The 21,277-nt window shown below is 69.9% G+C and carries 25 protein-coding genes; 10 read left to right on the plus strand and 15 right to left on the minus strand.

What is annotated here, in order from left to right; all coding sequences use genetic code 11:
- Positions 1–41: 41 nt before the first annotated feature.
- A complete protein-coding gene (locus AB0M01_RS34605) occupies positions 42–863 on the minus strand; it encodes a class I SAM-dependent methyltransferase (RefSeq protein WP_363676713.1) in 822 nt (273 codons plus the stop codon).
- 216 nt (positions 864–1,079) lie between these two features.
- The gene (locus AB0M01_RS34610; protein WP_363676714.1) at positions 1,080–1,331 is read right to left on the minus strand and encodes a hypothetical protein; all 252 of its coding nucleotides are present in this window, start codon (positions 1,329–1,331) and stop codon (positions 1,080–1,082) included.
- 83 nt (positions 1,332–1,414) lie between these two features.
- Between AB0M01_RS34610 and AB0M01_RS34615 the strand changes: the two genes are divergently transcribed.
- Positions 1,415–2,365 carry a helix-turn-helix domain-containing protein gene (locus AB0M01_RS34615; RefSeq protein ID WP_363676715.1) on the plus strand — a complete coding sequence of 317 codons (951 nt, stop codon included), beginning with the start codon at positions 1,415–1,417 and terminating at the stop codon, positions 2,363–2,365.
- A gap of 132 nt (positions 2,366–2,497) precedes the next feature.
- A complete protein-coding gene (locus tag AB0M01_RS34620) occupies positions 2,498–3,565 on the plus strand; it encodes an acyltransferase family protein (protein ID WP_363676716.1) in 1,068 nt (355 codons plus the stop codon).
- On the opposite strand, the gene AB0M01_RS34625 is transcribed toward AB0M01_RS34620, so the two are convergent.
- The 7 genes from AB0M01_RS34625 to AB0M01_RS34655 all read right to left on the minus strand — a co-directional run bounded on the left by AB0M01_RS34625 (position 3,528) and on the right by AB0M01_RS34655 (position 8,975).
- Entirely contained in the window at positions 3,528–4,304 is a 777-nt protein-coding gene (locus tag AB0M01_RS34625) for an ABC transporter permease (RefSeq protein WP_363676717.1), read from the minus strand. The genes AB0M01_RS34620 and AB0M01_RS34625 overlap by 38 nt on opposite strands.
- Positions 4,304–5,287 (minus strand): ATP-binding cassette domain-containing protein, encoded by a 984-nt coding sequence (locus tag AB0M01_RS34630; protein ID WP_363676718.1) that lies wholly within the window; start codon positions 5,285–5,287, stop codon positions 4,304–4,306. Before AB0M01_RS34630 ends, AB0M01_RS34625 begins: the two co-directional genes overlap by 1 nt.
- 143 nt (positions 5,288–5,430) lie before the next feature.
- Positions 5,431–6,126, minus strand: a complete 696-nt coding sequence (locus AB0M01_RS34635; RefSeq protein WP_363676719.1) for a PadR family transcriptional regulator — start codon at positions 6,124–6,126, stop codon at positions 5,431–5,433.
- Positions 6,127–6,183: 57 nt separating this feature from the next.
- Positions 6,184–6,819, minus strand: coding sequence for a hypothetical protein (locus AB0M01_RS34640; protein WP_363676720.1), 636 nt, complete (start codon positions 6,817–6,819; stop codon positions 6,184–6,186).
- Complete coding sequence (locus AB0M01_RS34645) at positions 6,816–7,376, minus strand: SigE family RNA polymerase sigma factor (RefSeq protein WP_363676721.1); 561 nt, start codon at positions 7,374–7,376, stop codon at positions 6,816–6,818. Before AB0M01_RS34645 ends, AB0M01_RS34640 begins: the two co-directional genes overlap by 4 nt.
- Before the next feature lie 52 nt (positions 7,377–7,428).
- Positions 7,429–8,499, minus strand: coding sequence for an adenosine deaminase (locus tag AB0M01_RS34650; RefSeq protein WP_363676722.1), 1,071 nt, complete (start codon positions 8,497–8,499; stop codon positions 7,429–7,431).
- Positions 8,496–8,975: a nitroreductase family deazaflavin-dependent oxidoreductase gene (locus tag AB0M01_RS34655; protein WP_363676723.1), complete on the minus strand. Its 480-nt coding sequence runs from the start codon at positions 8,973–8,975 to the stop codon at positions 8,496–8,498. Before AB0M01_RS34655 ends, AB0M01_RS34650 begins: the two co-directional genes overlap by 4 nt.
- 126 nt (positions 8,976–9,101) lie before the next feature.
- On the opposite strand from AB0M01_RS34655, the gene AB0M01_RS34660 reads away from it, so the two are divergent.
- The gene (locus AB0M01_RS34660; protein WP_363676724.1) at positions 9,102–9,806 is read left to right on the plus strand and encodes a TetR/AcrR family transcriptional regulator; all 705 of its coding nucleotides are present in this window, start codon (positions 9,102–9,104) and stop codon (positions 9,804–9,806) included.
- On the opposite strand, the gene aat is transcribed toward AB0M01_RS34660, so the two are convergent.
- Entirely contained in the window at positions 9,780–10,445 is a 666-nt protein-coding gene (aat, locus tag AB0M01_RS34665) for a leucyl/phenylalanyl-tRNA--protein transferase (protein WP_363676725.1), read from the minus strand. The genes AB0M01_RS34660 and aat overlap by 27 nt on opposite strands.
- 56 nt (positions 10,446–10,501) lie before the next feature.
- On the opposite strand from aat, the gene AB0M01_RS34670 reads away from it, so the two are divergent.
- From AB0M01_RS34670 to AB0M01_RS34685, 4 genes are all read left to right on the plus strand, one after another.
- Complete coding sequence (locus AB0M01_RS34670; RefSeq protein ID WP_363676726.1) at positions 10,502–11,077, plus strand: GNAT family N-acetyltransferase; 576 nt, start codon at positions 10,502–10,504, stop codon at positions 11,075–11,077.
- A 64-nt stretch (positions 11,078–11,141) separates the two neighbouring features.
- Positions 11,142–11,837, plus strand: a complete 696-nt coding sequence (locus AB0M01_RS34675) for an EcsC family protein (RefSeq protein WP_363676727.1) — start codon at positions 11,142–11,144, stop codon at positions 11,835–11,837.
- Entirely contained in the window at positions 11,834–12,220 is a 387-nt protein-coding gene (locus AB0M01_RS34680) for a VOC family protein (RefSeq protein WP_363676728.1), read from the plus strand. Before AB0M01_RS34675 ends, AB0M01_RS34680 begins: the two co-directional genes overlap by 4 nt.
- A 31-nt stretch (positions 12,221–12,251) precedes the next feature.
- Positions 12,252–13,082 carry a helix-turn-helix transcriptional regulator gene (locus tag AB0M01_RS34685; RefSeq protein WP_363676729.1) on the plus strand — a complete coding sequence of 277 codons (831 nt, stop codon included), beginning with the start codon at positions 12,252–12,254 and terminating at the stop codon, positions 13,080–13,082.
- A gap of 2 nt (positions 13,083–13,084) precedes the next feature.
- On the opposite strand, the gene AB0M01_RS34690 is transcribed toward AB0M01_RS34685, so the two are convergent.
- A complete protein-coding gene (locus AB0M01_RS34690) occupies positions 13,085–14,023 on the minus strand; it encodes a hydroxymethylglutaryl-CoA lyase (protein WP_363676730.1) in 939 nt (312 codons plus the stop codon).
- 302 nt (positions 14,024–14,325) lie between these two features.
- Between AB0M01_RS34690 and AB0M01_RS34695 the strand changes: the two genes are divergently transcribed.
- Positions 14,326–14,970, plus strand: a complete 645-nt coding sequence (locus AB0M01_RS34695) for a GNAT family N-acetyltransferase (protein WP_363676731.1) — start codon at positions 14,326–14,328, stop codon at positions 14,968–14,970.
- A gap of 360 nt (positions 14,971–15,330) precedes the next feature.
- Here the strand turns inward: AB0M01_RS34695 and AB0M01_RS34700 are convergent, their stop codons facing one another.
- The 3 genes from AB0M01_RS34700 to AB0M01_RS34710 form a co-directional block, all read right to left on the minus strand.
- A complete protein-coding gene (locus AB0M01_RS34700; RefSeq protein WP_363676732.1) occupies positions 15,331–16,107 on the minus strand; it encodes a metallophosphoesterase family protein in 777 nt (258 codons plus the stop codon).
- Positions 16,108–16,176: 69 nt separating this feature from the next.
- Positions 16,177–17,511, minus strand: a complete 1,335-nt coding sequence (locus AB0M01_RS34705) for a type IV secretion system protein (RefSeq protein WP_363676733.1) — start codon at positions 17,509–17,511, stop codon at positions 16,177–16,179.
- The gene (locus tag AB0M01_RS34710) at positions 17,511–17,978 is read right to left on the minus strand and encodes a hypothetical protein (RefSeq protein WP_363676734.1); all 468 of its coding nucleotides are present in this window, start codon (positions 17,976–17,978) and stop codon (positions 17,511–17,513) included. The genes AB0M01_RS34705 and AB0M01_RS34710 overlap by 1 nt, the downstream gene beginning before the upstream one ends.
- A 463-nt stretch (positions 17,979–18,441) precedes the next feature.
- On the opposite strand from AB0M01_RS34710, the gene AB0M01_RS34715 reads away from it, so the two are divergent.
- On the plus strand, positions 18,442–18,993 hold the full coding sequence (locus AB0M01_RS34715) for a MarR family transcriptional regulator (protein WP_363676735.1): 552 nt from the start codon (positions 18,442–18,444) through the stop codon (positions 18,991–18,993).
- A gap of 72 nt (positions 18,994–19,065) precedes the next feature.
- Complete coding sequence (locus tag AB0M01_RS34720) at positions 19,066–20,637, plus strand: molybdopterin-dependent oxidoreductase (protein WP_363676736.1); 1,572 nt, start codon at positions 19,066–19,068, stop codon at positions 20,635–20,637.
- On the opposite strand, the gene AB0M01_RS34725 is transcribed toward AB0M01_RS34720, so the two are convergent.
- The gene (locus AB0M01_RS34725; protein ID WP_363676737.1) at positions 20,624–21,229 is read right to left on the minus strand and encodes a TetR/AcrR family transcriptional regulator; all 606 of its coding nucleotides are present in this window, start codon (positions 21,227–21,229) and stop codon (positions 20,624–20,626) included. The two genes, AB0M01_RS34720 and AB0M01_RS34725, sit on opposite strands and share 14 nt — an antisense overlap.
- Positions 21,230–21,277: the final 48 nt, after the last annotated feature.

The raw sequence follows: 21,277 nt of genomic DNA on the forward strand, positions 1-21,277 counted from the left end.
GGCGAGCAGGGAAGACCCTCGCCGGGTCCGAGGTGCGCCCGTCAGCGTTTGACGGCCTGCAGCGTGTAGGTGCAGGGCAGGCGCTCCGGCCGGTCGGTCAGGCGCCACTCGTCGAAGTCGGGGTCCTTGGTCATCTTGCCCGGCAGCGGCACCCACGGCGCGCTGTCGTGCTCCTCGAACGCCGTCAGCTGCAGGCCGTGCTCGATCAGCACGGTGATGATCTCGCCGAGGCCGTGGTTCCACTCGTGGGTCACGTTGTGCTGGAACTCGGTGTCGGTCTCGACGTACGTCCCGCCCTCGTCGAAGACCATCGGCTCCTGGGTCTCGAAGTACGGGTAGTTCACGGCCAGGTCCTCGGTCGCGTCGTCGAGCGACCAGAGCATCGGGTGGCCCTCGCGGATGAACAGCCGGCCGCCCGGCTTCAGCAGGCCGCTGACCGTCGCGGCCCACTTGTCGATGCTGGGCAGCCAGCCGAGCGCGCCGATCCCGGTGAAGACCAGGTCGTACGCCGCCGCGCCGAGCACCTCGACCGCGTCGTACACGTCGGCCTGGTGGAAGTCGACCTCCAGCCCGAGCCCGTCGGCGAACGACTGCGCCTGCGCGACCGCCGGGCCGGAGAAGTCCAGCCCGCTCATCCGCGCCCCGAGCCGGGCGAGTGAGACCGTGTCGGTCCCGATGTGGCACTGCAGGTGCACTCCGCGCAGCCCGGCGATGTCCCCGAGCCGTGGCAGGTCGAATCTGACCACATCAGAGATGAACTCCGGGTCCGCCTGGAACTCCGCCAGCTTGTACCCCGGCGAGGCCGCGTGCGCCGCGACCCGCTCGTCCCAGTTCTCCCGGTTCACCACGCGGTAGTCGTCCATGCCGAGACTGTCGCACAGCAACCGGCGGGTCCGCCCGGGGTTTTACCCCCTAGGCGCCACCTGATCCCCCAGGTTTTGGGGCCGCCCGCTCTGGACTGAGGAGGGAGGGAGCGCAGCGACCGACCGACGAGGGAAGAGCGGGCGAAAAAGCCCCAAAACCCGCGGCGACGAAGTCGACGCCAAAAACACAGCGACTAGCGGATCCCGCCCCCGGTTTCAGGCCGCGTGGCGACCGTGGGTGTGCAGCCGGGCGCGGCGGATGTGGACGACCGCGCCGGGGGTGGTGGCGGGCTTGTGGGTGAAGGGCTTGGCGCTGCCGCCGAGGGCGAGCAGGTCGAGCTTGGTCCGGGCCAGGTCGCGGTCGCTGCTCGGGCCGGCCGGGAGGCCGGTGGAGTGGCGGCGGTTGCTCAGTTCGAGCGCGGCGACGATGGCGAGCGTGAGGACTGCGAGAGCTACGATTCCGGTCATGGCAGTAATCATTCTACCGTCCAGATCCAGCCACAATTGGCACTACTGACCCCCTTCATCAAATTTCTGCCATACTGGCTCGCATGTTGCGCAAGATCGCCGTGGTGCTGATGGAGGACGTCGCGGTCTTCGAGTTCGGGGTGCTCTCGGAGGTGTTCGGGATCGACCGGACCGACGACGGGGTTCCCGCGTTCGACTTCAAGGTCTGCTCGACCCGCCCGGGTGAGCCGCTGCGGACCAGCAGCCACTCGGCCGTGATCGCGCCGTACGGGCTGGACGAGCTGGAGGACGCCGACCTGGTCGCACTGCCCGCCACCACCTGGCGCGAGTCGTACGACGAACGCATCCTGACCGCCCTGCGCAAGGCCGAGGCCCGCGGCGCGATCCTGCTGACCGTCTGCTCGGGCGCGTTCGTGCTCGGCGCGGCCGGGCTGCTCGACGGGCGCAACTGCGCCACCCACTGGCGCTACGCCGAGCTCTTCCGCGAGCGCTACCCACGCGCCCAGCTCGACTCCGACGTCCTGTTCGTCGACGACGGCAACATCATCACCAGCGCCGGTACGGCGGCCGGCATCGACGCCTGCCTGCACCTGGTCCGCCGCGAGCTCGGCAGCGCGGTCGCGACCCGGATCGCCCGCCGGATGGTCGTTCCGCCGCAGCGCGACGGCGGCCAGCGCCAGTACGTCGAGCTGCCGGTCCCGGAGTCGTCGGGCGACAGCCTGCAGCCGGTGCTGGACTGGATGGTCGCCAACCTGACGGTCGAGCACACCGTGCCCGACCTGGCCCGCCGCGCGCAGATGTCGGAGCGCACGTTCGCCCGCCGCTTCGTCGCCGAGACCGGGACGACGCCGCTGAAGTGGGTCACCACGCAGCGCGTGCTGCACGCGCGAACCCTGCTGGAGCAGACCTCGCTCGGGATCGAGCAGATCGCGGCCGAGGCCGGCTTCGGGACGGCGGCGCTGCTGCGGCACCACTTCCGCCGGGTGGTCGGCGTACCGCCGCAGAACTACCGGCGTACCTTCCAGACCGCCTGACGAAACCTGGCGTGACCCTTCGCACACAAGTTGCGATCGGCCGTCGCGGTCTGCCTAGGATCGACGGGCACTCCAGGGGGAGTCGGTCGAGATGTCTGTGAGTTGTCGCAATTGGAACCGCCCGCTCGCCAGGTGGCACCGTCACGCCGCCTGAGCTGGGACGTCGTCCGCGTCGTCGCAGTTGCCGCTGTCGTTCTCAATCACGCCGCGTTCGAAGGCCCGGTGCTGCACCCGGAGCTCGGTGAGCCGCTCGGGCGGCACCCGTTCCAGGTCGGCGCGAGCATCCTGCTGGTGATCAGCGCGTACTTCGTCTGCGTGACCGTCCGCAAGGGCTCGACGCTGCGCTGGTTGTGGAAACGGATCTGTCGCGTGCTGCCGCCGTACCTGGCGGCTGTGCTGGCGACGTACACGTTGCTGGTGCTGTTCGGCCCGGACAACTGGATCCTGCCCACGCCACGCGACCTGTGGGGCAACCTGACGCTGATCGCATCGCTGGACCCGACCGTGCGGCTGATCGACGGCTCGTACTGGACGCTGCCGCTGCAGCTGCTGGCGTTCGCCGCGGCTGCGCTGCTGTGGCCGCGCGGGATCGGAGCGCCGTCGCGGATCACGGTGCTGCTGTGGGTGATGGTGGTCGCGCCGGTGATCCTGCAGTGGAACGACCGGATCCTGCACAGCCCGCTGGTCGTGCAGCAGGTGTGGAACGGTTTCGGCTTCCACCGCCTGCAGCTGTTCGCGATCGGCGTCGCGATCTGGTTGTGGGCGCAGCGCCGGATGGGCGCCGTGCAGCTCGGTGCGCTCCTGGTGGCGACGGTCTACGCGCAGTACGTGCACACGGCGGATCTGCCGTCCTCGTTGGGGATCGGGGCCTTCCTGGTCCTGGTCGCCTTCGCCGCGCGGGGACCGGACTGGACGGTCTTCACTCGCGTACGGCGACCGGTGCAGTTCCTGGCCCGGATCTCGTTCGGCCTCTACCTGCTCAACCAGGAGGTCGGCTACCTGATCGCCTACCACCTGATGACGCTCGGCCTCGGTCGGCCGCTGCAGGTCGCCGGATCGATCGCCGGCGTCGTCGTCCTGGCCTGGCTGCTCACCAAGTACGTCGAGGAGCCGGCCTTCCGCGTGCTGAAGGGGACTCGCCTGGGACGAGCCCCCTTCGGGGTCAGACCGAGCGCTGGTACGTACGGAAGGCCCGGGTAGACAGGTACGCGACGAGCAGCGTGAACGCCAGCAGGCACAGGCCGTGCCGGCCCGCCGACGCCCAGTCCGGGTCGGCCGACAACGCCTCGCGGGCGGCGACCGTGGCCCAGTCGACCGGGTTGAACCGGGCCGCGACCTCGACCCAGTGCGGGGCGAGCTTCGGGTCGATCATGATCGACGACAGGAACGTCAGCGGCAGCGAGACGAACTGCGAGATTCCGATCAGCGCCTCCTGCTGCCGGGTGAGCAGCGCGACCGCGTTGGACAGCGAGCCGAACGCCGTACCGATCAGCACCGAGGCCGCGACGGTGACCAGGAAGCCGACCACGCCGCCGTCGTACCGGGCGCCGGCTGCCAGGCCGATGCCGAACACGAGCAGCGCCTGGATCGCTGTGGAGGTGGCGTTGCTGAGCAGCTGACCGGCCATCAGCGCGCCGCGGCGGACCGGGGAGGCGAGCATCCGGTCCATCACCCCGCGCTCCATGTCGGTGATGAACGTGGTGCCGTTCCAGCCGCTCGACATCAGCGCGGTCATCATCACGATGCCCGGCGTGAGGAAGGCGATGTACGACGTGTCGCCGAAGCCTGGCAGCCGGACGATGCCCTGGAACAGCTGCCCGAACAGCAGCAGCCAGATCGCCGGCTGCACCAGCGTGAACGCGATCAGGGCCGGCGAGCGGAACTGCGCGCGCAGCCAGCGGGAGGTGATGAACCCGGTGTGGGCGAGAACGGTGCTCATCACGCCACCTGCTCTTCCGCGGCCTGGAACGAGCGGCCGGTGTAGCTGAGGTACACGTCGTCGAGCGACGGCCGGGAGACCGTCACCGCGCCGACCGGGATCGCCTTCTCCTCAAGTGCTCCCAGCACGGCTGGTACGGCGGTCGCGCCGCGATCGACGCGAGCGCGCAGAGCGTTGCCCTCGACAACGATCTCGCCGATGCCGGGCAGGCCGGCCAGCAGCGCGCGGACCGAACCGTCGACGTCGGCCTCGACCAGCTCGACCTGCACGGTGTCGCCGCGGAGCTCCGCCTTCAGGCCCTCCGGCGTACCTTCGGCGACGACCTTGCCGTGGTCGACGATCGCCAGCTGGTCCGCGAGCCGGTCGGCCTCCTCCAGGTAGTGCGTGGTGAGCAGCACCGTCAGGCCTTCGTCGCCGGCCAGCAGCCGGACCTCGGCCCACAGATCGGCGCGCGCCTCCGGGTCGAGGCCGGTGGTCGGCTCGTCGAGGAACAGCACCTTCGGCCGGTGCACCAGCCCGAGCGCGACGTCGAGGCGGCGCTGCTGACCGCCGGAGTACGTCTTGACCTGGCGGGTGGCCTGCTCGGTGAGGCTGAAGCGTTCCAGCAGCTCCTGCGCTCTGCTGGTCGCGGTGGAGCGTGAGAGGCCGTGGATGCGGCCGCTGAGCACCAGGTTCTCCAGGCCGGTGGCCATCGGGTCCGAGCTCGGCTTCTGCGGGACGTAGCCGATCACGTGCCGGACCTGGTCCTGCTCGCGGTTGACGTCGTACCCGGCGACCAGCGCCGTCCCGGAGTCGGCCCGGGACAGCGTGGTGAGGATCTTGACGGTGGTGGACTTGCCGGCGCCGTTCGGTCCGAGCAGACCGAGCACGACGCCTTCCGGCACGCTGAACGTGAGACCGTCGAGGGCCCGGACACCCGGCGCCCGACGGGCTCCCGGGTAGGTCTTGACCAGGTCGACGGCCGTCAGGGCATGACTGACCATTGCTACGGCTCCTTCATGGGGTGTGGGAGCCGGCCCGTCTATCCTGATGGTGCGCCTTGGGTCATCAGGTCCTTCGGGACCGGCTCAGGGAACTGACGGCCCTCGGTCCAGGTGTTGCCGCACCTGACGCCGGGGGCCGTTTCTCAGCGGGCTTCCGGTGGGACCTCCCGCAACCAGGCGAAGTCGACACCGAAGTACTTGACCGGGTCGCGCAGCAGATCGGCCGGCTGGACGCCGAGCTCGGCGACCAGTTCGTGCGTACGCCGCCAGAACTCGGTGCCCGCCAGGTCGTCGGTGCGGATCCGCTCCGCCAGCCGGCGGGCGTAGGTGACCTCGGTGCGCAGCAGCGCGACCCGGAAGTCGGACTCGATCCAGAAGATCTCCGGGAACTGCTGCGAGCGCATCTGGTCGTGCATGCCCTTGAGCTTCGCGATCTCCTGCTCCAGGACGCCGGCCCGCTGCTCGAGCAGCTCGGCGACCCGGTCCGGCGCGAAGGCCGGCAGGTAGGCGAGACCGGCCTCGAGCTGGCTGAAGTCCTTCTCCGGCGTACCGAGCAGCTCGGCGAGCCAGTCGTCGAACTCGGCCCGGCCTTGCGCGGTGATCGCGTAGATCGTTCGCTCGGGCCGGTTGCCCTCACGCACGGTCTCGACGGCCTCGATGAACCCGGCCTTCTCCAGCGCCGTCACCACGGAGTACAGCGATCCGTAGTTGAGCTTGATGCTGCCGTCCTTGCCGCGGGACCTGAGCATGGTCGAGATCTCGTACGGGTGCATCGGCCGCTCGCCGAGGCTGCCGAGCACGGCGAACGCCAGCGGGTTGCTCACCTTGCGCCGGGCCATCGTCCCTCCTCGATCTCGATTACTCGAAATCGAGTATTCGCTCGCGGGTACCCGATGTCAAGTGATCGAGCACTCCGCCGTACGGCGACAGGACTCGGCGCGGTACAGGCCCGCCTCGACCACGACCTCGCCCGCGCTGCCGACGCCGACCGACAGCTCGGCGAGTGATCCTGCGGACCAGTCGGCCGGTACGGCGAACTGGATCTTGGTCGCACAGCGCACTGGACGCGGTGTGACGGCCGGGTTCTTCGCACTCTGTAGCGCGACGACGACCTGCGCGGAGGTGTGAGTGCAACGGGCCAGCAACCAGATCGCGTCGCGGGGCTGCGCCTGACCGATCGCCTGCTGCCGCCACTGGGTCAGGACGGGCGTGGCCGGCAGGTCGATCGTCAGCGAGGTCTGCCCGACGAGGTACTTGCCGCCGGTCTTGGGAACCATCGCCGAGGCCTGGGCGCCGCCTCCGCCTTGCAGGCTGGTGGCGATGGGGGTGCGCGGCGACGGCTCGCTGCCGGCGCGGTGGGTACCGAGCCACGCCGCCGAGGTGACGGCGAGGACCAGCGCGCAGGTGGTCGCGGTTGCCCGGCGACGGGCGAGACTGCCCACGCGCCGCTGGACCGCGGGGAGCGGGTCGCCGTACCCGCTGACCGGCTCGACGGCCTGCTGCAGACGCCGGCGCAGCTCCTCGGGGTTCATCGCCAGGTCTCCTTGCTCAGCGCGGGATCGTCCCGCAGCTTCGCCAGCGCACGACTCGACTGGCTCTTCACGGTGCCGGTGCTGCAGCCGAGGATCCGCGCGGTCTCCACCTCGGACAGGTCCTCCAGGTAGCGCAGCACGATCACCGCGCACATCCTGCGCGGCAGCCGGCTCAACGCGTCGAGCAGCACGGCGTTCTCGTGCAGCACGTCGTACCCGCCGTCGGCGACGTCGTACGGGACGGCGTCGGTCGGTATCTCCAGTCGGCTCCGCTTGCGCCGCCACCAGGCGCGGTGGGTGTTCACCAGCGAGCGGCGTACGTAGTAGTGCGGGTTCGCGGCCTTGATCTTCGACCAGGACAACCAGCAGCGCGCCAACGTCGTCTGCAGGAGATCCTCGGCGAGGCCGCGATCCTGGGTCAGCAGGTAGGACATCCGCAAGAGGCCGTCGTACCGCTCGGCGACGTACGCACTGAACTCGGCCGCCGCGTCGTCCTCCCGCCGTACGGACGACGCGCCGACCCACACGCCCGGCTCCGAGAACGTCTCCCCCTGCATGCCTTCATAGAGTCCGCGGGCCGCCGGGAGGTTGCCTGCGGGAGCTGAGCAGTCAGACCTTCAGCTCGGCGGCGTACCAGGGCTTGATGGTTTCGTCGATGATGGCGAGGCGTTCGTCGAACGGGAGGAAGGCGGACTTCATCGCGTTGATGGCGAACCAGCGGAAGTCGGCCAGGCCGTAGTCGAAGGCTTCGGCCAGCAGGGCGAGCTCGCGGGACATCGACGTGCCGCTCATCAGGCGGTTGTCGGTGTTGACGGTGACGCGGAAGCGGAGCTTGGTGAGCAGGCCGATCGGGTGCTCGGCGATCGAGGTCGCGGCGCCGGTCTGCAGGTTGCTGCTCGGGCACATCTCGAGCGGGATCCGGCGGTCGCGGACGTACGCCGCCAGCCGGCCCAGCTCGACGCTGCCGTCCGCGTTCTCGGTGACGTCGTCGATGATCCGGACGCCGTGGCCGAGGCGGTCGGCGCCGCACCACTGGATCGCCTGCCAGATCGACGGCAGCCCGAACGCCTCGCCGGCGTGAATGGTGAAGTGCGCGTTCTCGCGCTGCAGGTACTCGAACGCGTCCAGGTGCCGGGTGGGCGGGTAGCCCGCCTCCGCGCCGGCGATGTCGAAGCCGACCACGCCCGCGTCGCGGTAGGCGACGGCCAGCTCGGCGATCTCCATCGAGCGCGCCTGGTGCCGCATCGCGGTCAGCAGCTGGCGGGCCACGATCGGGCGCTCGGCGTTCGCCATCCCGTGCTCGAAACCGACCCGGACCGCGTCGACGACCTGCTCCAACGACAGCCCTGCGGTCAGGTGCTGCTCGGGCGCGTAGCGGATCTCGGCGTACACGACGCCGTCGGCCGCCAGGTCCTGCACGCACTCGCTCGCCACCCGGGTGATCGCCTCGGCGTTCTGCATCACCGCGACGGTGTGGTCGAAGGTCTCCAGGTAGCGCTCCAGCGAGCCGGAGTCGGCCGACTCGACGAACCACTCGCCGAGCTCACCGGCGTCGGTGCGCGGCAGCTGGTGCCCGATCTCCTGGGCCAGCTCGACGATCGTCGCGGGTCGCAGCCCGCCGTCCAGGTGATCGTGCAGCAGCACCTTCGGCGCCGCGGTCAACTGCTCGGGAGTGATCATCGGCCCATCTTGGCATCCTTGGTGATCCGGAAGACCGGTACGCCGGGCGCGACCGCCAGCAGCGTCTCCAGCGAGGAGTTCTTGTCCACGTCGCCCTCGAAGAACGCGCCGACCTCCCAGGCCCACTTCTTCAGGTAGAGCCGCAGCACCTCGGGCTTGTCGGCGTCGGCCAGCTCGACCGCGTCGTACACCTCGGTCCTGCGGCCGATCCGGAGACGGGCCTCGGGGTTGGCCCGCAGGTTCTTGACCCACTGGACGTGACCGCGCGGCGCGACCAGGTACGGCTGGCCGTCCAGCGTCATCAGGTTGACCGGGGTGCTGCGCCACTCGCCGGACTTGCGGCCCTTGACCGACAGGACCCGGCTGCCCATCAGGCTGATCCCGGCCTTGGTCAGCGCGGCGACGATCCTGTTGAAGACCAGCATGCTGCCGTGGCCGGCGGTGATCACGCGCTTGCTGTCGTACGTCTGCTTCATGGCGGTCTGGCCTTCCTCAGTTTTCGAGAGCGGTGCTCTCTGTTGTGACCAGTGAACACGCTTGTCGTTCCCGAGTCAAGAGCAGTGCTCTCGCTTTGGTGCGGTGATCATGGCAAACTGCGTGTCATGAACGCCGGACGAACAGCCAGGGACCGGGCCCGCGCCGAGCTGACCCAGGAGATCAAGGACGCCGCCCGCCGCCAGCTCGCCACCGACGGCGCGGAACGGCTCTCGCTGCGCGCGGTCTCCCGCGAGCTGGGGATGGTCTCGTCCGCGCTCTACCGGTACTTCCCGAGCCGCGACGACCTGCTGACCGCGCTGATCATCGACGCGTACGACGCGCTCGGCGCGGCGGTGGAGAAGGCCGCGCTTGTGGAGGATCCGCTGGATGCATGGCTCGCGGCTTGCCGGGCGGTGCGGGCCTGGGCGCGGGCGCATCCGCACGAGTACGCGCTGATCTACGGCTCACCCGTGCCGGGGTACAGCGCGCCGCAGACGACGGTCCAGCCTGCTTCGCGGGTCGCGTACGCGCTGCTCGGGGTGCTGCAGCGTGCGGCGGACGGGGGCGTACTGGTGGTGCCTGCTGATGCCGCCGAGCCGTCCGGCGTACTGGCTGAGCAGATCGGGGTGCTGGAGGCGGCGGCGCCCGGCGTACCGCGGGCCGTGCTGCTGCGGACCGGGATGATCTGGGCGCAGATCTTCGGACTGGTCAGCTTCGAGCTGTTCGGCCAGTACGTCGGCTCGTTCGACCCCGCGGACGCGCTGTTCGAGGCCGCGATCGCGGAGCACGCGCGCTTTCTTGGGTTAGGCGAAGGCGTCGGGGAGAGGTAGGTCGAGGGCGCGCTGGACGCGGCGGACGTACTGCTCGCGCGGGATCTCGGTCGCGCCGAGCGTCGCGAGGTGGTCGGTGACCCACTGGATGTCGAGCACGCGGTCGGCGGCGTACTTGTCGTCGAGCAGCTCGACCAGCCCGGCGACGGCGGCCTTCGAGCCGTCGGTCTTGTGGTGGAACATCGACTCGCCCGCGAACAGGCCGCCGATCGCCACGCCGTACAGGCCGCCGGCCAGCTCGTCGCCGTCCCAGGCCTCGACCGAGTGCACCCAGCCCATCCGGTGCAGCCGCGTGTACGACGCGATGATGTCCGCGTCGATCCACGACCCCGGGCGGCGCGGGTCGGCACACGCGCGGATCACCTGGTCGAACGCGGTGTTCACCCTGATCTCGAAGCGCTGCCTCGCGCGTCTGAGCGAGCGCGACGGGCTGAAGCCGGCGACCTCGATCACGCCGCGCTCGAGCGGCGACCACCACAGCAACGGCCCGTGGCTGTCCGGCATCGGGAACAACCCCCGCCGGTACGCCGCCAGCACGGTCCCCGGCTCGAGATCCGCTCCGGCCGCGACCACGTCCCCGCTCCCGGCCACTGCGACCGGCGGGAACTCCCAGACGGAGACAGGCGGTTCGACAGGCACCCCACCATCCTCGCGCACGCTCGGTGGCGAGCCTCTGCGCGGGTAGATTCCTGCCGGTGATCGACCTGGGAACCGTCGCTTGGCCTCCGCTACCGATCAGCACCGAACGCCTTGTGCTCCGCGCGTCCGAGGCGCGCGACCGGGCGGCGTTCGTCGAACTGCTGGTCTCGCCGGAGGTGAACACGTATCTCGGTGGGGCCCGTGTGCGCGCCGACGTCGAGCGAGAGATGCCGGAGATCCCTGGGCAGTACCCGGGCGGCTTCGTGGTCGAGCGGGACGGCGCGATGATCGGCCAGGTGCAGCTGCGCCGGGCCGCGGACGACCACCGCCCGGCGGCCCGAGGGAAGGCCGACCTCGGGTATCTGTTCCTGCCGACCGCTTGGGGTCAGGGCTACGCGTTCGAGGCCTGCGCGGCGGCGCTCGGCTGGTTCGACGCTGCGTTTCCCGGTGAGCCTGTGGTGCTGGCCACGCAGACCGCCAACCTGGGGTCGATGCGGCTGGCGGCGAAGCTGGGTTTCGTGGAGGTTGAACGTTTCCACGCCTGGGACGCCGAGCAGTGGCTGGGTGAACGCCGGGAGGCCAGGGCGCGGTCCGGGTTGTTCCCGAGTGGCGTGCGCCGGAGCGGCACGTAGTCTTGAAGGTGCGTCGCCCGCGGAGGCCGGGTGGGCGGTTCCGACCGAAGCCTCGAGGAGAACCGTGGCCGGAGTAGCAAGGTTCGTCGCCAGCAGTCTCGCGCCCGCCGCTCAGCGGTTCGCGCCGCAGGCCGCGGCCGGGATCCTCCGGCAGGTGCTGGAGATCGCGATCGACGGGTACCAGCGGTTCCCGGGTGCGGAGAAGATCGCGGAGACCAAGCTGGCCCGCTCGGGTGACGACGTCACCGTCGCGATCGAGGCTGTGATCGACCAGCACATCCGGCTGGCCGGCGTGCAGGGTTTCCTGACCAGCATCGGCGGGCTGGTCACGCTTCCGGTCGCCCTGCCGGCGAACCTGACCGGCCTGGCGATCGTGCAGGCGCGGATGGTCGCGGCGATCGCACACCTGCGCGGGTACGACCTCGGCGACCCGCGGGTGCGGACGGCGGTGATCACCTGCCTGCTCGGCGAGGACGGCGTCACCGACCGGCTGAAGAAGGCGAACCTGCCGACCTCGCCGCTCGGCATCGCGACCGCGCCGGTCTTCGACCCGGAGCTGGACCGGCAGGTCTCCGGCGAGGTCGTCGGCGAGCTGATCGCGCGGATCAGCGGCAAGCGGATGGCGATCACGGTGACCCGGCGGGTGCCGCTGCTCGGCGGCGTCGTCGGCGGCGGGGTCGACGGCTGGTCGACGTACCGGATCGGTCAGTACGCCGACAAGAGCCTGGTCCGCCGGATCCCGCGCCCGATCGAACCGTGATCGCGCCGTACTGGGGGACGATGCTGGACTGTCCGGATCCGGTCGCGCTGGCGGCGTTCTACCAGCGGGTCTGTGGCGGATCGCTCGCGGTGGTGACGGAGACGTTCGCCGAGCTGCGATTGGATGCGTTCAGCCTGGGGTTTCAGCGCGATCTCAACTACCGCGCGCCGACGTGGCCGGAGCCGCGGGTGCCGCAGCAGGCGCATCTCGACTTCAAGACCGCAGATCTGGATGCGGCTGAGGTCGAGGTGCTGGCGGCTGGTGCGACGAAGAGTGTGCTGCAGCCGTCGCCGGAGGTTTTCCGGGTGTACCTCGACCCGGCCGGGCATCCGTTCTGCCTGAGTACGTGGGGGACGCCGGTGGGGCCGCCGGAATCCCGGTGAAACTGTCGGCGGTCGGTGCGACGATCTGGTGGTGAACGATCGCCGGGCCGAGCTCGCGGAGTTCCTGAAGGCGCGGCGCGCCCAGGTGAGCCCCGCTGCCGTCGGCCTGCCCGCGGGCGGCCGCCGCCGTACGCCGGGACTGCGACGCGAGGAGCTCGCCCAGCTGGCCGGCGTCGGCGTCACTTGGTACACCTGGCTCGAGCAGGGCCGCCCGATCAACGTCAGCGGCCAGGTCCTCGACGCGGTCGCGACAACGCTCGGCCTGAGCGACATCGAACGCGAACACCTGTACCGGCTGGCCGAAGCCACCCCCGCGCGCCCGCGCACGACGGCCTGCGCGAACGAGCTGGTGATGGCCGAGATCGTCACCGCCCTCGACCCGCTGCCCGCCGTCATCACCAACCGCCGCTTCGACATCCTGCGCACGAACGACGCCTTCGCCGACCTCTTCCACGACTGGCACACGCTGCCGTGCGTCCACAAAAACCTGCTCTGGTGCATCGTCACCGAGCCACTCGCGCGACAGCGCTTGCTGAACTACGACACCGAGGTCCCGTACCTGGTCGGCCGCTTGCGCTCGTCGTACGGCGAACACGTCGGTGACCCGGAGTGGGAGACGGACCTGGCGCGGCTGTGCGCGGTGAGCCCGGAGTTCGCCGAGCTGTGGTCACGGCACGAGGTCGCCGAGTGCGCACCGCGGCCGCGGCACGTGGTGCATCCACTGGCGGGTGAGCTGCACTTCACCGTCACCGAGCTGGCGGTGCCGGCGCATCCGGACCTGGTGATGTTCGTGGAGACGCCCGCCGACGAACGCACCCGGCAGCAGCTACCGATGACTCGGCTGGTGCACGCTGCCGGGTGACTTCAGCCCGCGAGCGCCTGGACCACTCGGCTGGCGGCCGGCTTGCCGAGCTGCTTCGACATCCACACGCTGGTGGCGACGAGGGCTTCGAGGTCCACGCCGGTGTGGATGCCGAGGCCGTCGAGTTGCCAGACGAGGTCTTCGGTGGCGAGGTTGCCGGTGGCGGACTCGGCGTACGGGCAGCCGCCGAGGCCGCCGGCTGAGCTGTCGACGGTGGTGACGCCGGCGCGCAGCGCGGTCAGGGTGTTGGCGAGGGCCTGGCCGTAGGTGTCGTGGAAGTGGACGGCGAGCTGATCGGCTCCGACGCCCGCGTGCTCCAGGCCGGTGATCAGGTCGATGACCTGGCCGGGGGTGGCGACGCCGATCGTGTCGCCGAGGGAGAGTTCGTGGCAGCCGAGGTCGGCGAGGCGCTTGGTGACCTCGACGACCTGCGCGGTCGGGACGTCGCCCTCCCAGGGGTCGCCGTAGCACATCGAGACGTAGCCGCGGACCTGGAGACCGGCCGCGAGCGCGCGCTCGACGGTCGGGGTGAACATCGCGAACTGGTCGGCGAGGGTCGAGTTCAGGTTCTTCTGGGCGAACGTCTCGGTGGCGCTGGCGAAGATCGCGATCTCGCGGACGCCGGCCTCGAGCGCGCGGTCCAGGCCGCGTTCGTTCGGGACCAGCACCGGAGCCCGTACGCCGTCCGGCAGGTCGACCAGCTTCAGCAGGTCGGCCGCGTCGGCCAGCTGCGGGACCCACTTGGGGTGCACGAAACTCGTCGTCTCGATCGTGTTCAGGCCCGCGGCGGCCAGCCGGTGGATGAACTCGGCCTTCACCGCGACGTCGACGATCGCGTCCTCGTTCTGCAGCCCGTCCCGCGGCCCGACCTCGTAGATCGTCACCTGCTCGGGCAGCCCGTCGAGGGTCGCTCGCTGCGGCTTGCGCACTGTCGTCTCCATCCTGCTTCCGCGGTACGGCGGAGGCTGCTCGGCTTCCGCCGGGTGGGGGCGGAGGCTTGCTTGGCTTCCGCCGGGTGAGGCGGGAGCTTGCTCGGCTTCCGCCGATTGCGGCGGGAGCTTGCTCGGCTTCCGCCGGGTGGGGCGGAGGCTTGCTCGGCTTCCGTCGGTTGCGGCGGGAGCTCGGCTCGCGGCGGTCGGACTGTCGTCCTGCCGCTGCGGGCCTGTGTCCTGGACTTCGCCGGTGGGCGGGTCCCTGATCCTTGCTCCGGGCTCTGGACCGTCCTGCTCCAGAATGGCTCGTGATGACAACTCTGGCCGACATTCTGCGCGGGATCGAGCACGGCGTCTTCCCCGACCCTGACCTGACCACGTCCGTGGTCCCGGCGCCCTCGCCGCGGGACACGTGTGTGATCGGGTTGACCGGGCATTTGGTGGTTGCGGCCGACGTACCGGTGGAGTGGGTTGCCTCGCACCTGGATCTGACCGATCTGGCTGCGCCGCTCAACCCGCCTTTCCTGCATGCGCTCGAGCTGTTCACTGGGCGCGAGGTCAATGGGATCGATGCGATGTTGCTAGCGCCTGCATTGGTTGATGAGGCTGAGCGGGCGGAGCTGCTGGCTGGGTTGACGCCGTTCGGGGACGAGTCGCATCCGAGGATTCGGAGGGCGCGGCGGTATCGGGATGAGGTGCGGGCGTTCACGACGTCTGACGGTGGGCTTGTGCTGACGGGGTTGGGGTTGGCTGGGCGGCGGGAGGTTGCGCTCGAGGTGGACGCGGCGGCGCGTGGTCGCGGGGTGGGGCGGGGGTTGGCGCGGGCTGCACGGGCGTTGGTGCCGGTGGGGGCGCATGTGTGGGCGCAGGTGACGCCGGGGAACGCGGCGTCGCTGCGGATGTTTCTGGCGGCGGGGTATGTGCCGGTGGGGTCGGAGGCTTTGCTGGTGCGGTGACCGGCGGGGGTTGGCGTTGTCTGTACGGCGAGCGGCTGGGGCTGGGGTTGCTTGTCGGGTGACCGGCTGGGGCTGGGGTTGTCTGTACGGCGAGCGGCTGGGGCTGGGGTTGCTTGTCGGCTGACCGGCTGGGGCTGGCGTACGTAGGGCGGGTGCGGGTGGTTCCAGCCTCGCGGCGCCGGCTGCGGGTCGGCGGTTGGGTGCGGGTAGGTGCCACCTGTGGACTTCTCGCCTGCTTCCGCCGACTACCAGGTACAGGCTTGCTGTTTGGGCGAGAAGTCAGCAGGCGTCACCTTGGGGTGGGCCATTGCCCTTGTCACCTTTGGCTTCGGTGGTGGGGCGTTGTGGCTGGGGTTGTTGTCAGGGGCGGTGGTAGGTCGGGGTGGTGTTGTTGTACAGGTCGCCTCGGTAGGTGTTGTGGATGAGTTCGGACTCGTAGCCGGCTAGTTCGGGCATGCCCAGGGTGCGGGCGATTTCCAGTTCGGCGGCGGCGTCGTACGGGACTCTGACGAACTGGATGGAGAAGGGGGCTGGGGTTGGGGAGTCTGGGACGCCTTCGAGGATGACGTAGACGGGGGTGGTTTCGCCGAGGCTGTTGCCTACGCTGCCGGTGTTGAAGAGGGTGCGGTCCAGGTCGACCTCGTAGAAGGCGTCGTGGGTGTCGCCGTAGCCGACGACGGTCGGGACGGGGCCGTCGCCGGTGGCCTCGGTGTTCTCGAACATGCCGAGGAACTCTCTTTCGTCGTGGTCGAAGCGGACGCGGTGGTGGACGGTTCCTGCCGAGGCGTGGAAGAGGCGGATCTGGCGGCCGCTGAGGACGAAGTCGTGGCAGAACGGGAGGGTGCGCAGCCAGGTCCACTGGTCCTCGCGGAGCTCGTTCTTCCACCAGCGCATGGCTTCGTTGTCGTACGTGCGGTTCGGGTCGGGGAGGAAGTCGTCCCAGTTGCCGAGGATGTTCACCTCGCAGACCTCCTGGCAGCGGTCGATCACCGCGCGGCCGCGGGGGCCTTTGCCGACGTAGTCGCCGAGGTTGAAGATCCGCCGGATCCCCCGGGACTCGATGTCGGCGAGCACTGCCTCCAGTGCGGTGAGGTTGCCGTGGACGTCGGAGATCAGGGCGATGCGTTCCAGGGGCATGGATTCATCTTCCGTGGTGCGCGGGGTCGTGGAGGTCGGCGGCCGGTGCAGGTCTTCCTTGGGGATGGGTCAGTGGCCGCTGCCGGTGGGGCCTGCGGGGGTGGGTGTGGGGGCGGGGCTGGAGGAGGGGGTGGGTTTGGGGCGGCGGGTGCTCCAGCCGTGGGCGCCGCCCGTGCCGGAGGTGGGGGTGCCTCCGGCTGGTTCGCCTGCTGAGTGGGCGGCTGCGCCGGATAGGGCGCCGCCGGCTTTCTTGGTGCTGGTCATGGCGGCGGCGCCGGCTGTTAGGCCTGCGCCCAGGGCGCCGGAGGCTGCGCTCTTGAAGGCGCCGCCGCCGCGGGCGCCGCCGAGGGTTGCACCGAGGGCGCCGCCGCCGGTCCCGCCGCCTCCACCTCCACCGGCGCCTCCGGTGTGGGCGCCTCCGGTGGAGCGGGCGCCGAGGGCGCCTCGGCCGGCGTTGATGGCGCCGGTGGCCAGGCCGCCGGGGTCGGCGAGGGTCGAGCCGCTGCCGGCGGCGCCGCCGGCTACTGCGGCGGTGACGGGGACGACGAGGCGGAGGAGGGCGGGGAGGGCGAAGACTGCGAGGAGCATCATCATCAGGCCGCCGAGGGCGTTGACGAGGGTGTTGCCTGACTGCTGGATGCCGGACTGGGTCATTTTGAAGGCTGCTGCGTAGACCAGGGCGGCCGCGGGTTTGTAAGCGACGAAGGCCAGGACCCAGCCGCAGTACTTGCGGAACCAGGCTTTGCCTACTTCGGTGTTGGTCGCTGCTGCGGCTAGGGGGAAGGTGCCGGCCAGTAGGACGAGCATGGCTGAGCGGATCAGTAGCAGGATGACTTGGACTACCGAGGCCATGAAGACGGCTACCGCGAAGAACATCGTGGCGACCAGGGGGAGGTCGGCGGTGGCTTTGGAGAGGCTGATGCCTTGGAAGAGGGCCTTGCCGATGGCCTGGTCCGAGGCTGCGTCGAGTTTGGCTTCCTTGATGACGGCCAGGGCGATTCCGTCGGAGATTTCGATCAGGACCTGGATGAAGGCTGTGCCTGCGCCGGCTACCACGACCAGGGTCAGCGTGGCTTTGAGGAGGTCGCGGAGGGGTTCGGCGCGTTGCTCCCAGGCGGTGCGGAGGCCGGCGATGATCACGGCGATCACGAAGACGGTGATCGAGAGGGCCATCGTGTGGTTGTGGAGGAGGGCTACTGGGTCGCTGGCGGTCCAGGTGTTGCCTTGGTGGGTGGCGATGGGGGCGGGCTGGACTTCGTCGTTGGTGATCCAGAAGGTGGAGACGGCGGTCAGGCCGGACTCGGCGAGCTCACCGAGTTTGGTGGCGAGGATGTCGAACTGGTTGGTGACGAGGGTGGCGAACCCTTCTTTGATGCCGCAGGCGACGTCGACGGGGCTGCACATCAGAGGCCCTTCCAGGTGATGAAGTCGTCGAGGTCGCGGTGCTGGGAGAAGGGGGCGCCTAGTTGGTCGCCTGGTTTGGGTGAGATGACGCGCCAGTCCTCGGAGTACCAGACGAGGGTGAGGGTGAGGCTCATGTACTGGTCCTCGACGGGGAGGGCGAGGGAGAGGGTGACGCGGTCGGTTGTCGCGTCGATGATGCGGAAGGCGGCTGGTTGGGCGGCTACCGCGGCTTCTGATGGCTCTTCGGTTTCCACCGCACGGAGGAGGGCGTTGGTGTCCGGGCCGGGAAGCATGAGTTTTCGGGTGGTGGCGACGGCTTGGTGCTGGTCGTTGAGGGCGGCGATCGCGTTGTAGGCGGCGTAGATGGCGCCGGTCGGGTTGTGGGCGAAGCACCTGCGGAAGCCGTCAGGGTCTGTCTTTCCTGGGCCGTAGGTAGCCGAGCGCGGCACGACGACGCGACGGCTCACCTCCCAACTGTCCACAGCAGGCCCAGCAGTCGGAACCGATTGATCACCCACCGGAAACCCACAGCTCTTCACCACCACAGGCACTGCCGGAGCAACGTTCACAGCAGTTGGCGAGTTGTTGCCACTGGGTGTCGGGGCGGCGGTGCTCGGGGTTCCTGCGAACAGCAGCAGGGCGCCGCAGATGAGCACCGCGCCGAGGACTATCGCGGCGGCGAAGAAGCTTCGGGTGTAGGGCGAAGGGTCTTCCTGGTCGGTCATCGGGCCCCCGGTGGCTTGGTGTGGGGTGTCGAGATCTAGGCTGGCAAAGATCGGCCGGGAGCCTCGGGAGTTATCCACAGGCGGGGGAAGGTACGGCGTGGGAGCGGGTTGGTCACGCTCGGAATTCCTTCATTCGTGTCTCGACCTGTAGCCGATAGGTCACCCCGTGTAGCGAAGTGACCTAGTCAGCTAATAGAGTCCGCGCATGACCATCGCGCCTACGCTTAGCTCGCCCCTAGCGCTCGCCGATGCAGAACCCACTCCCGTCGCCGAACCCTGGGAAAGCGACGTGATCACCGCGTACGGCCTGCTGCGTGAAGCAGCAGCCGAACTCGATCATCTGATGCGCCATTCCCTGAAGCGCAGTGGTCTGCAAATGGCAATGTTCGAACTGTTGCTGCGGCTAGCCCGTAGTCACGGGGAGAAGCAGCGTCTCACCTCACTCGCCCGGGAGTTGACCGTCACCACCGGCGGCATCACCCGGCTGGTCGACCGCGCCGAGAACCTCGGACTGGTCCGTCGGGAGCCCTGTCCCGACGACGCCCGCGGTTCGTTCGCGGTTCTCACGGAGGAAGGAAAGCGACGGCTGCGCGAAGCGCTGCCCGACCACCTCCTGGAGATCGACAGCCTGTGGATGTCGCAGCTGGCCGACGAGCGCGAGCTCGTCCTCGGCCGGCTCCGGCGGGTGCGCGACAACGCTCGCCGCTGGCCGAACGGCCGACCCGGCCTGCCGCCGGTTTCCACCAACCGCATCTGACCCGCATTACCCGCTCCTAACGGATGTGGCGCCCGGCTGGTGCCGGGCGCCACCGAGCGGGACAGTTGATCCGTGAACCAGGTCCCCACCAGTACCGGCCCGCTCGCGATGTCCGACCGCCCCGGCGGTCCCCCCGCGAGGCCGAGCCGCCGGGGCCTCCACCTCCGCGCCGCCGTCGGCGGCGTACTTGCCGCTCTCGCAGGTCTCGCCGTCGGCACTGTCGCGGCCGCTCTGCTCGGCACCCGCCAGACGCCCGTGGTCGCGATCGGCTCGGCCTTCATCGACCGGGTACCGCCGTGGCTCAAGGACCTGGCGATCTCCCTGTTCGGCACCCACGACAAGGACGCGCTCCGGACCGGCATCCTGATCGTGCTGCTCGCGCTGGCCGCGCTCGGCGGCATTCTCGCCGTACGCCGGTACGCCGCCGGCGCCGCGGTGGTGATCGCGCTGTCCGGCATCGCCGTGATCGCCGCCGCCACCCGCCCGGACTCCGGCCAGACCGGTTTCGTCCCGTCGATGGTCGCCGGGATCACCGCGCTGCTGCTGCTCCGGCTGTTCTCGAACCGGCTGACCGAGCTGCACACCGACGACGGCGTCAGCCGCCGCGGCTTCCTGCAGCTGTCCGCGGGCGTCGCCCTCGGCACCGTCGCGATAGGGGCCCTGGGCAAGGTTGCCGGCGGTCACCGCGCCGCGGTCACCGAAGCGCGCGACGGGCTGGACCTCCCGCTGCCGCCGAGCACCGAACCGCCGGCCGGCGTCCAGGCTCCTGGCGCAGTGCCGTGGGCGACGCCGAACGACGAGTTCTACCGGATCGACACCGCACTCTCGGTCCCGCTGATCATGCCCGCGGACTGGCGGCTGAAGATCCACGGCATGGTCGGCCGCGAGATCGAGCTGAGCTTCGCCGACCTGCTGAAGCGGCCGGTCGTGCACAAGTGGGTGACGCTGACCTGTGTCAGCAACGAGGTCGGCGGCGACCTGATCGGCAACGCGCTGTGGTCCGGCGTACTGCTGAAGGACCTGCTGGAAGAGGCCGGACCGGCCAAGGACGCCGACGCGATCCTGTCCACGTCGAAGGACGGCTTCACCGCCGGTACGCCGATCAGCACGCTGCTCGACGACCGCCAGTCGATGCTCGCCTTCGCGATGAACGGTCAGCCGCTGCCGCTGGAGCACGGCTTCCCGGTCCGGATCGTCGTACCGGGCCTGTACGGGTACGTGTCGGCGACGAAGTGGCTGACCGACATCGAGGTGAGCCGGTTCGACCAGTTCGAGGCGTACTGGACGCCGCGCGGCTGGGACGAGCTCGGCCCGATCAAGCTGTCCTCGCGGATCGACGTACCGCGCTCGAAGGCGACGACCGGTCAGGTCACCGTCGCCGGGGTCGCGTGGGACCAGCACGTCGGTGTCTCGAAGGTCGAGGTCCGGGTCGACGGCGGCCCGTGGCAGCAGGCGACGCTGGCCGCCGACCCGTCGACTGACACCTGGCGGCAGTGGCACTGGACCTGGGACGCCCCGCGCGGCAACCACGTCCTGCAGGTCCGCGCGTTCGATGCCAAGGGCAACCCTCAGGTCGAGAGCCAGGCGCCGCCCGCGCCGAACGGCTCGACCGGCCTGCACAGCGTGGACGTCAAGGTCGGCTGACCGCGTCCAGCACCATCGGCAGGAAGGTGTGCTCGAGCGACCCGGCCGGTACGGCGGACGGTTCGAGCAGGCTCTGCGTGCGCGCGCCCTCGTGCAGCGCGATCACCACCCGGACGAACTGATCGACGGGCACGTTCAGCCGTAGCCCGCTGGTCCGGCAGATCTCGTCGACCAGGTCGGTCAGCCGTTGCCGGAAGACCGTGCGCTGCCGGATCAGCGCGTCGGCGGCCTCCGGACTGCGCAGCGCGTGCAGAGTGAACTCCGTGGAGATCAGGTGCCACTGCCGCTGATCGGGCGCGGCGTCGTCGAGCAGGCCCAGTACGGCGTCCAGCAGGGTGCCGGGCTGGTTCGCCAGCTCCGGGAGCAGCGCCGCGATCTGCTCCAGCAGCCGGTCGGTCGTGGCCTCGAACAGCGCCAGCACCAGCTCGTCCTTGGAGCCGAAGTTCGAGTAGAACGCGCCGCGGGTGAAGCCGGCCCGCTCGCAGATGTCCTCCACCGAGGCGCCGTGGAACCCGCGCTCGGCGAACACCTCCAGCGCGCCTTCGAGCAGGCGGGCCCGGGTGGCGGAGCGGCGGCGCTTGGGAGTTTCCATGAGCAGTAGGATACAGTTCTGTATTGGATACACAAACGTATTGAAACG

Source organism: Kribbella sp. NPDC051770 (genome assembly GCF_040681455.1).
In the GTDB taxonomy this organism is placed as follows: domain Bacteria; phylum Actinomycetota; class Actinomycetes; order Propionibacteriales; family Kribbellaceae; genus Kribbella.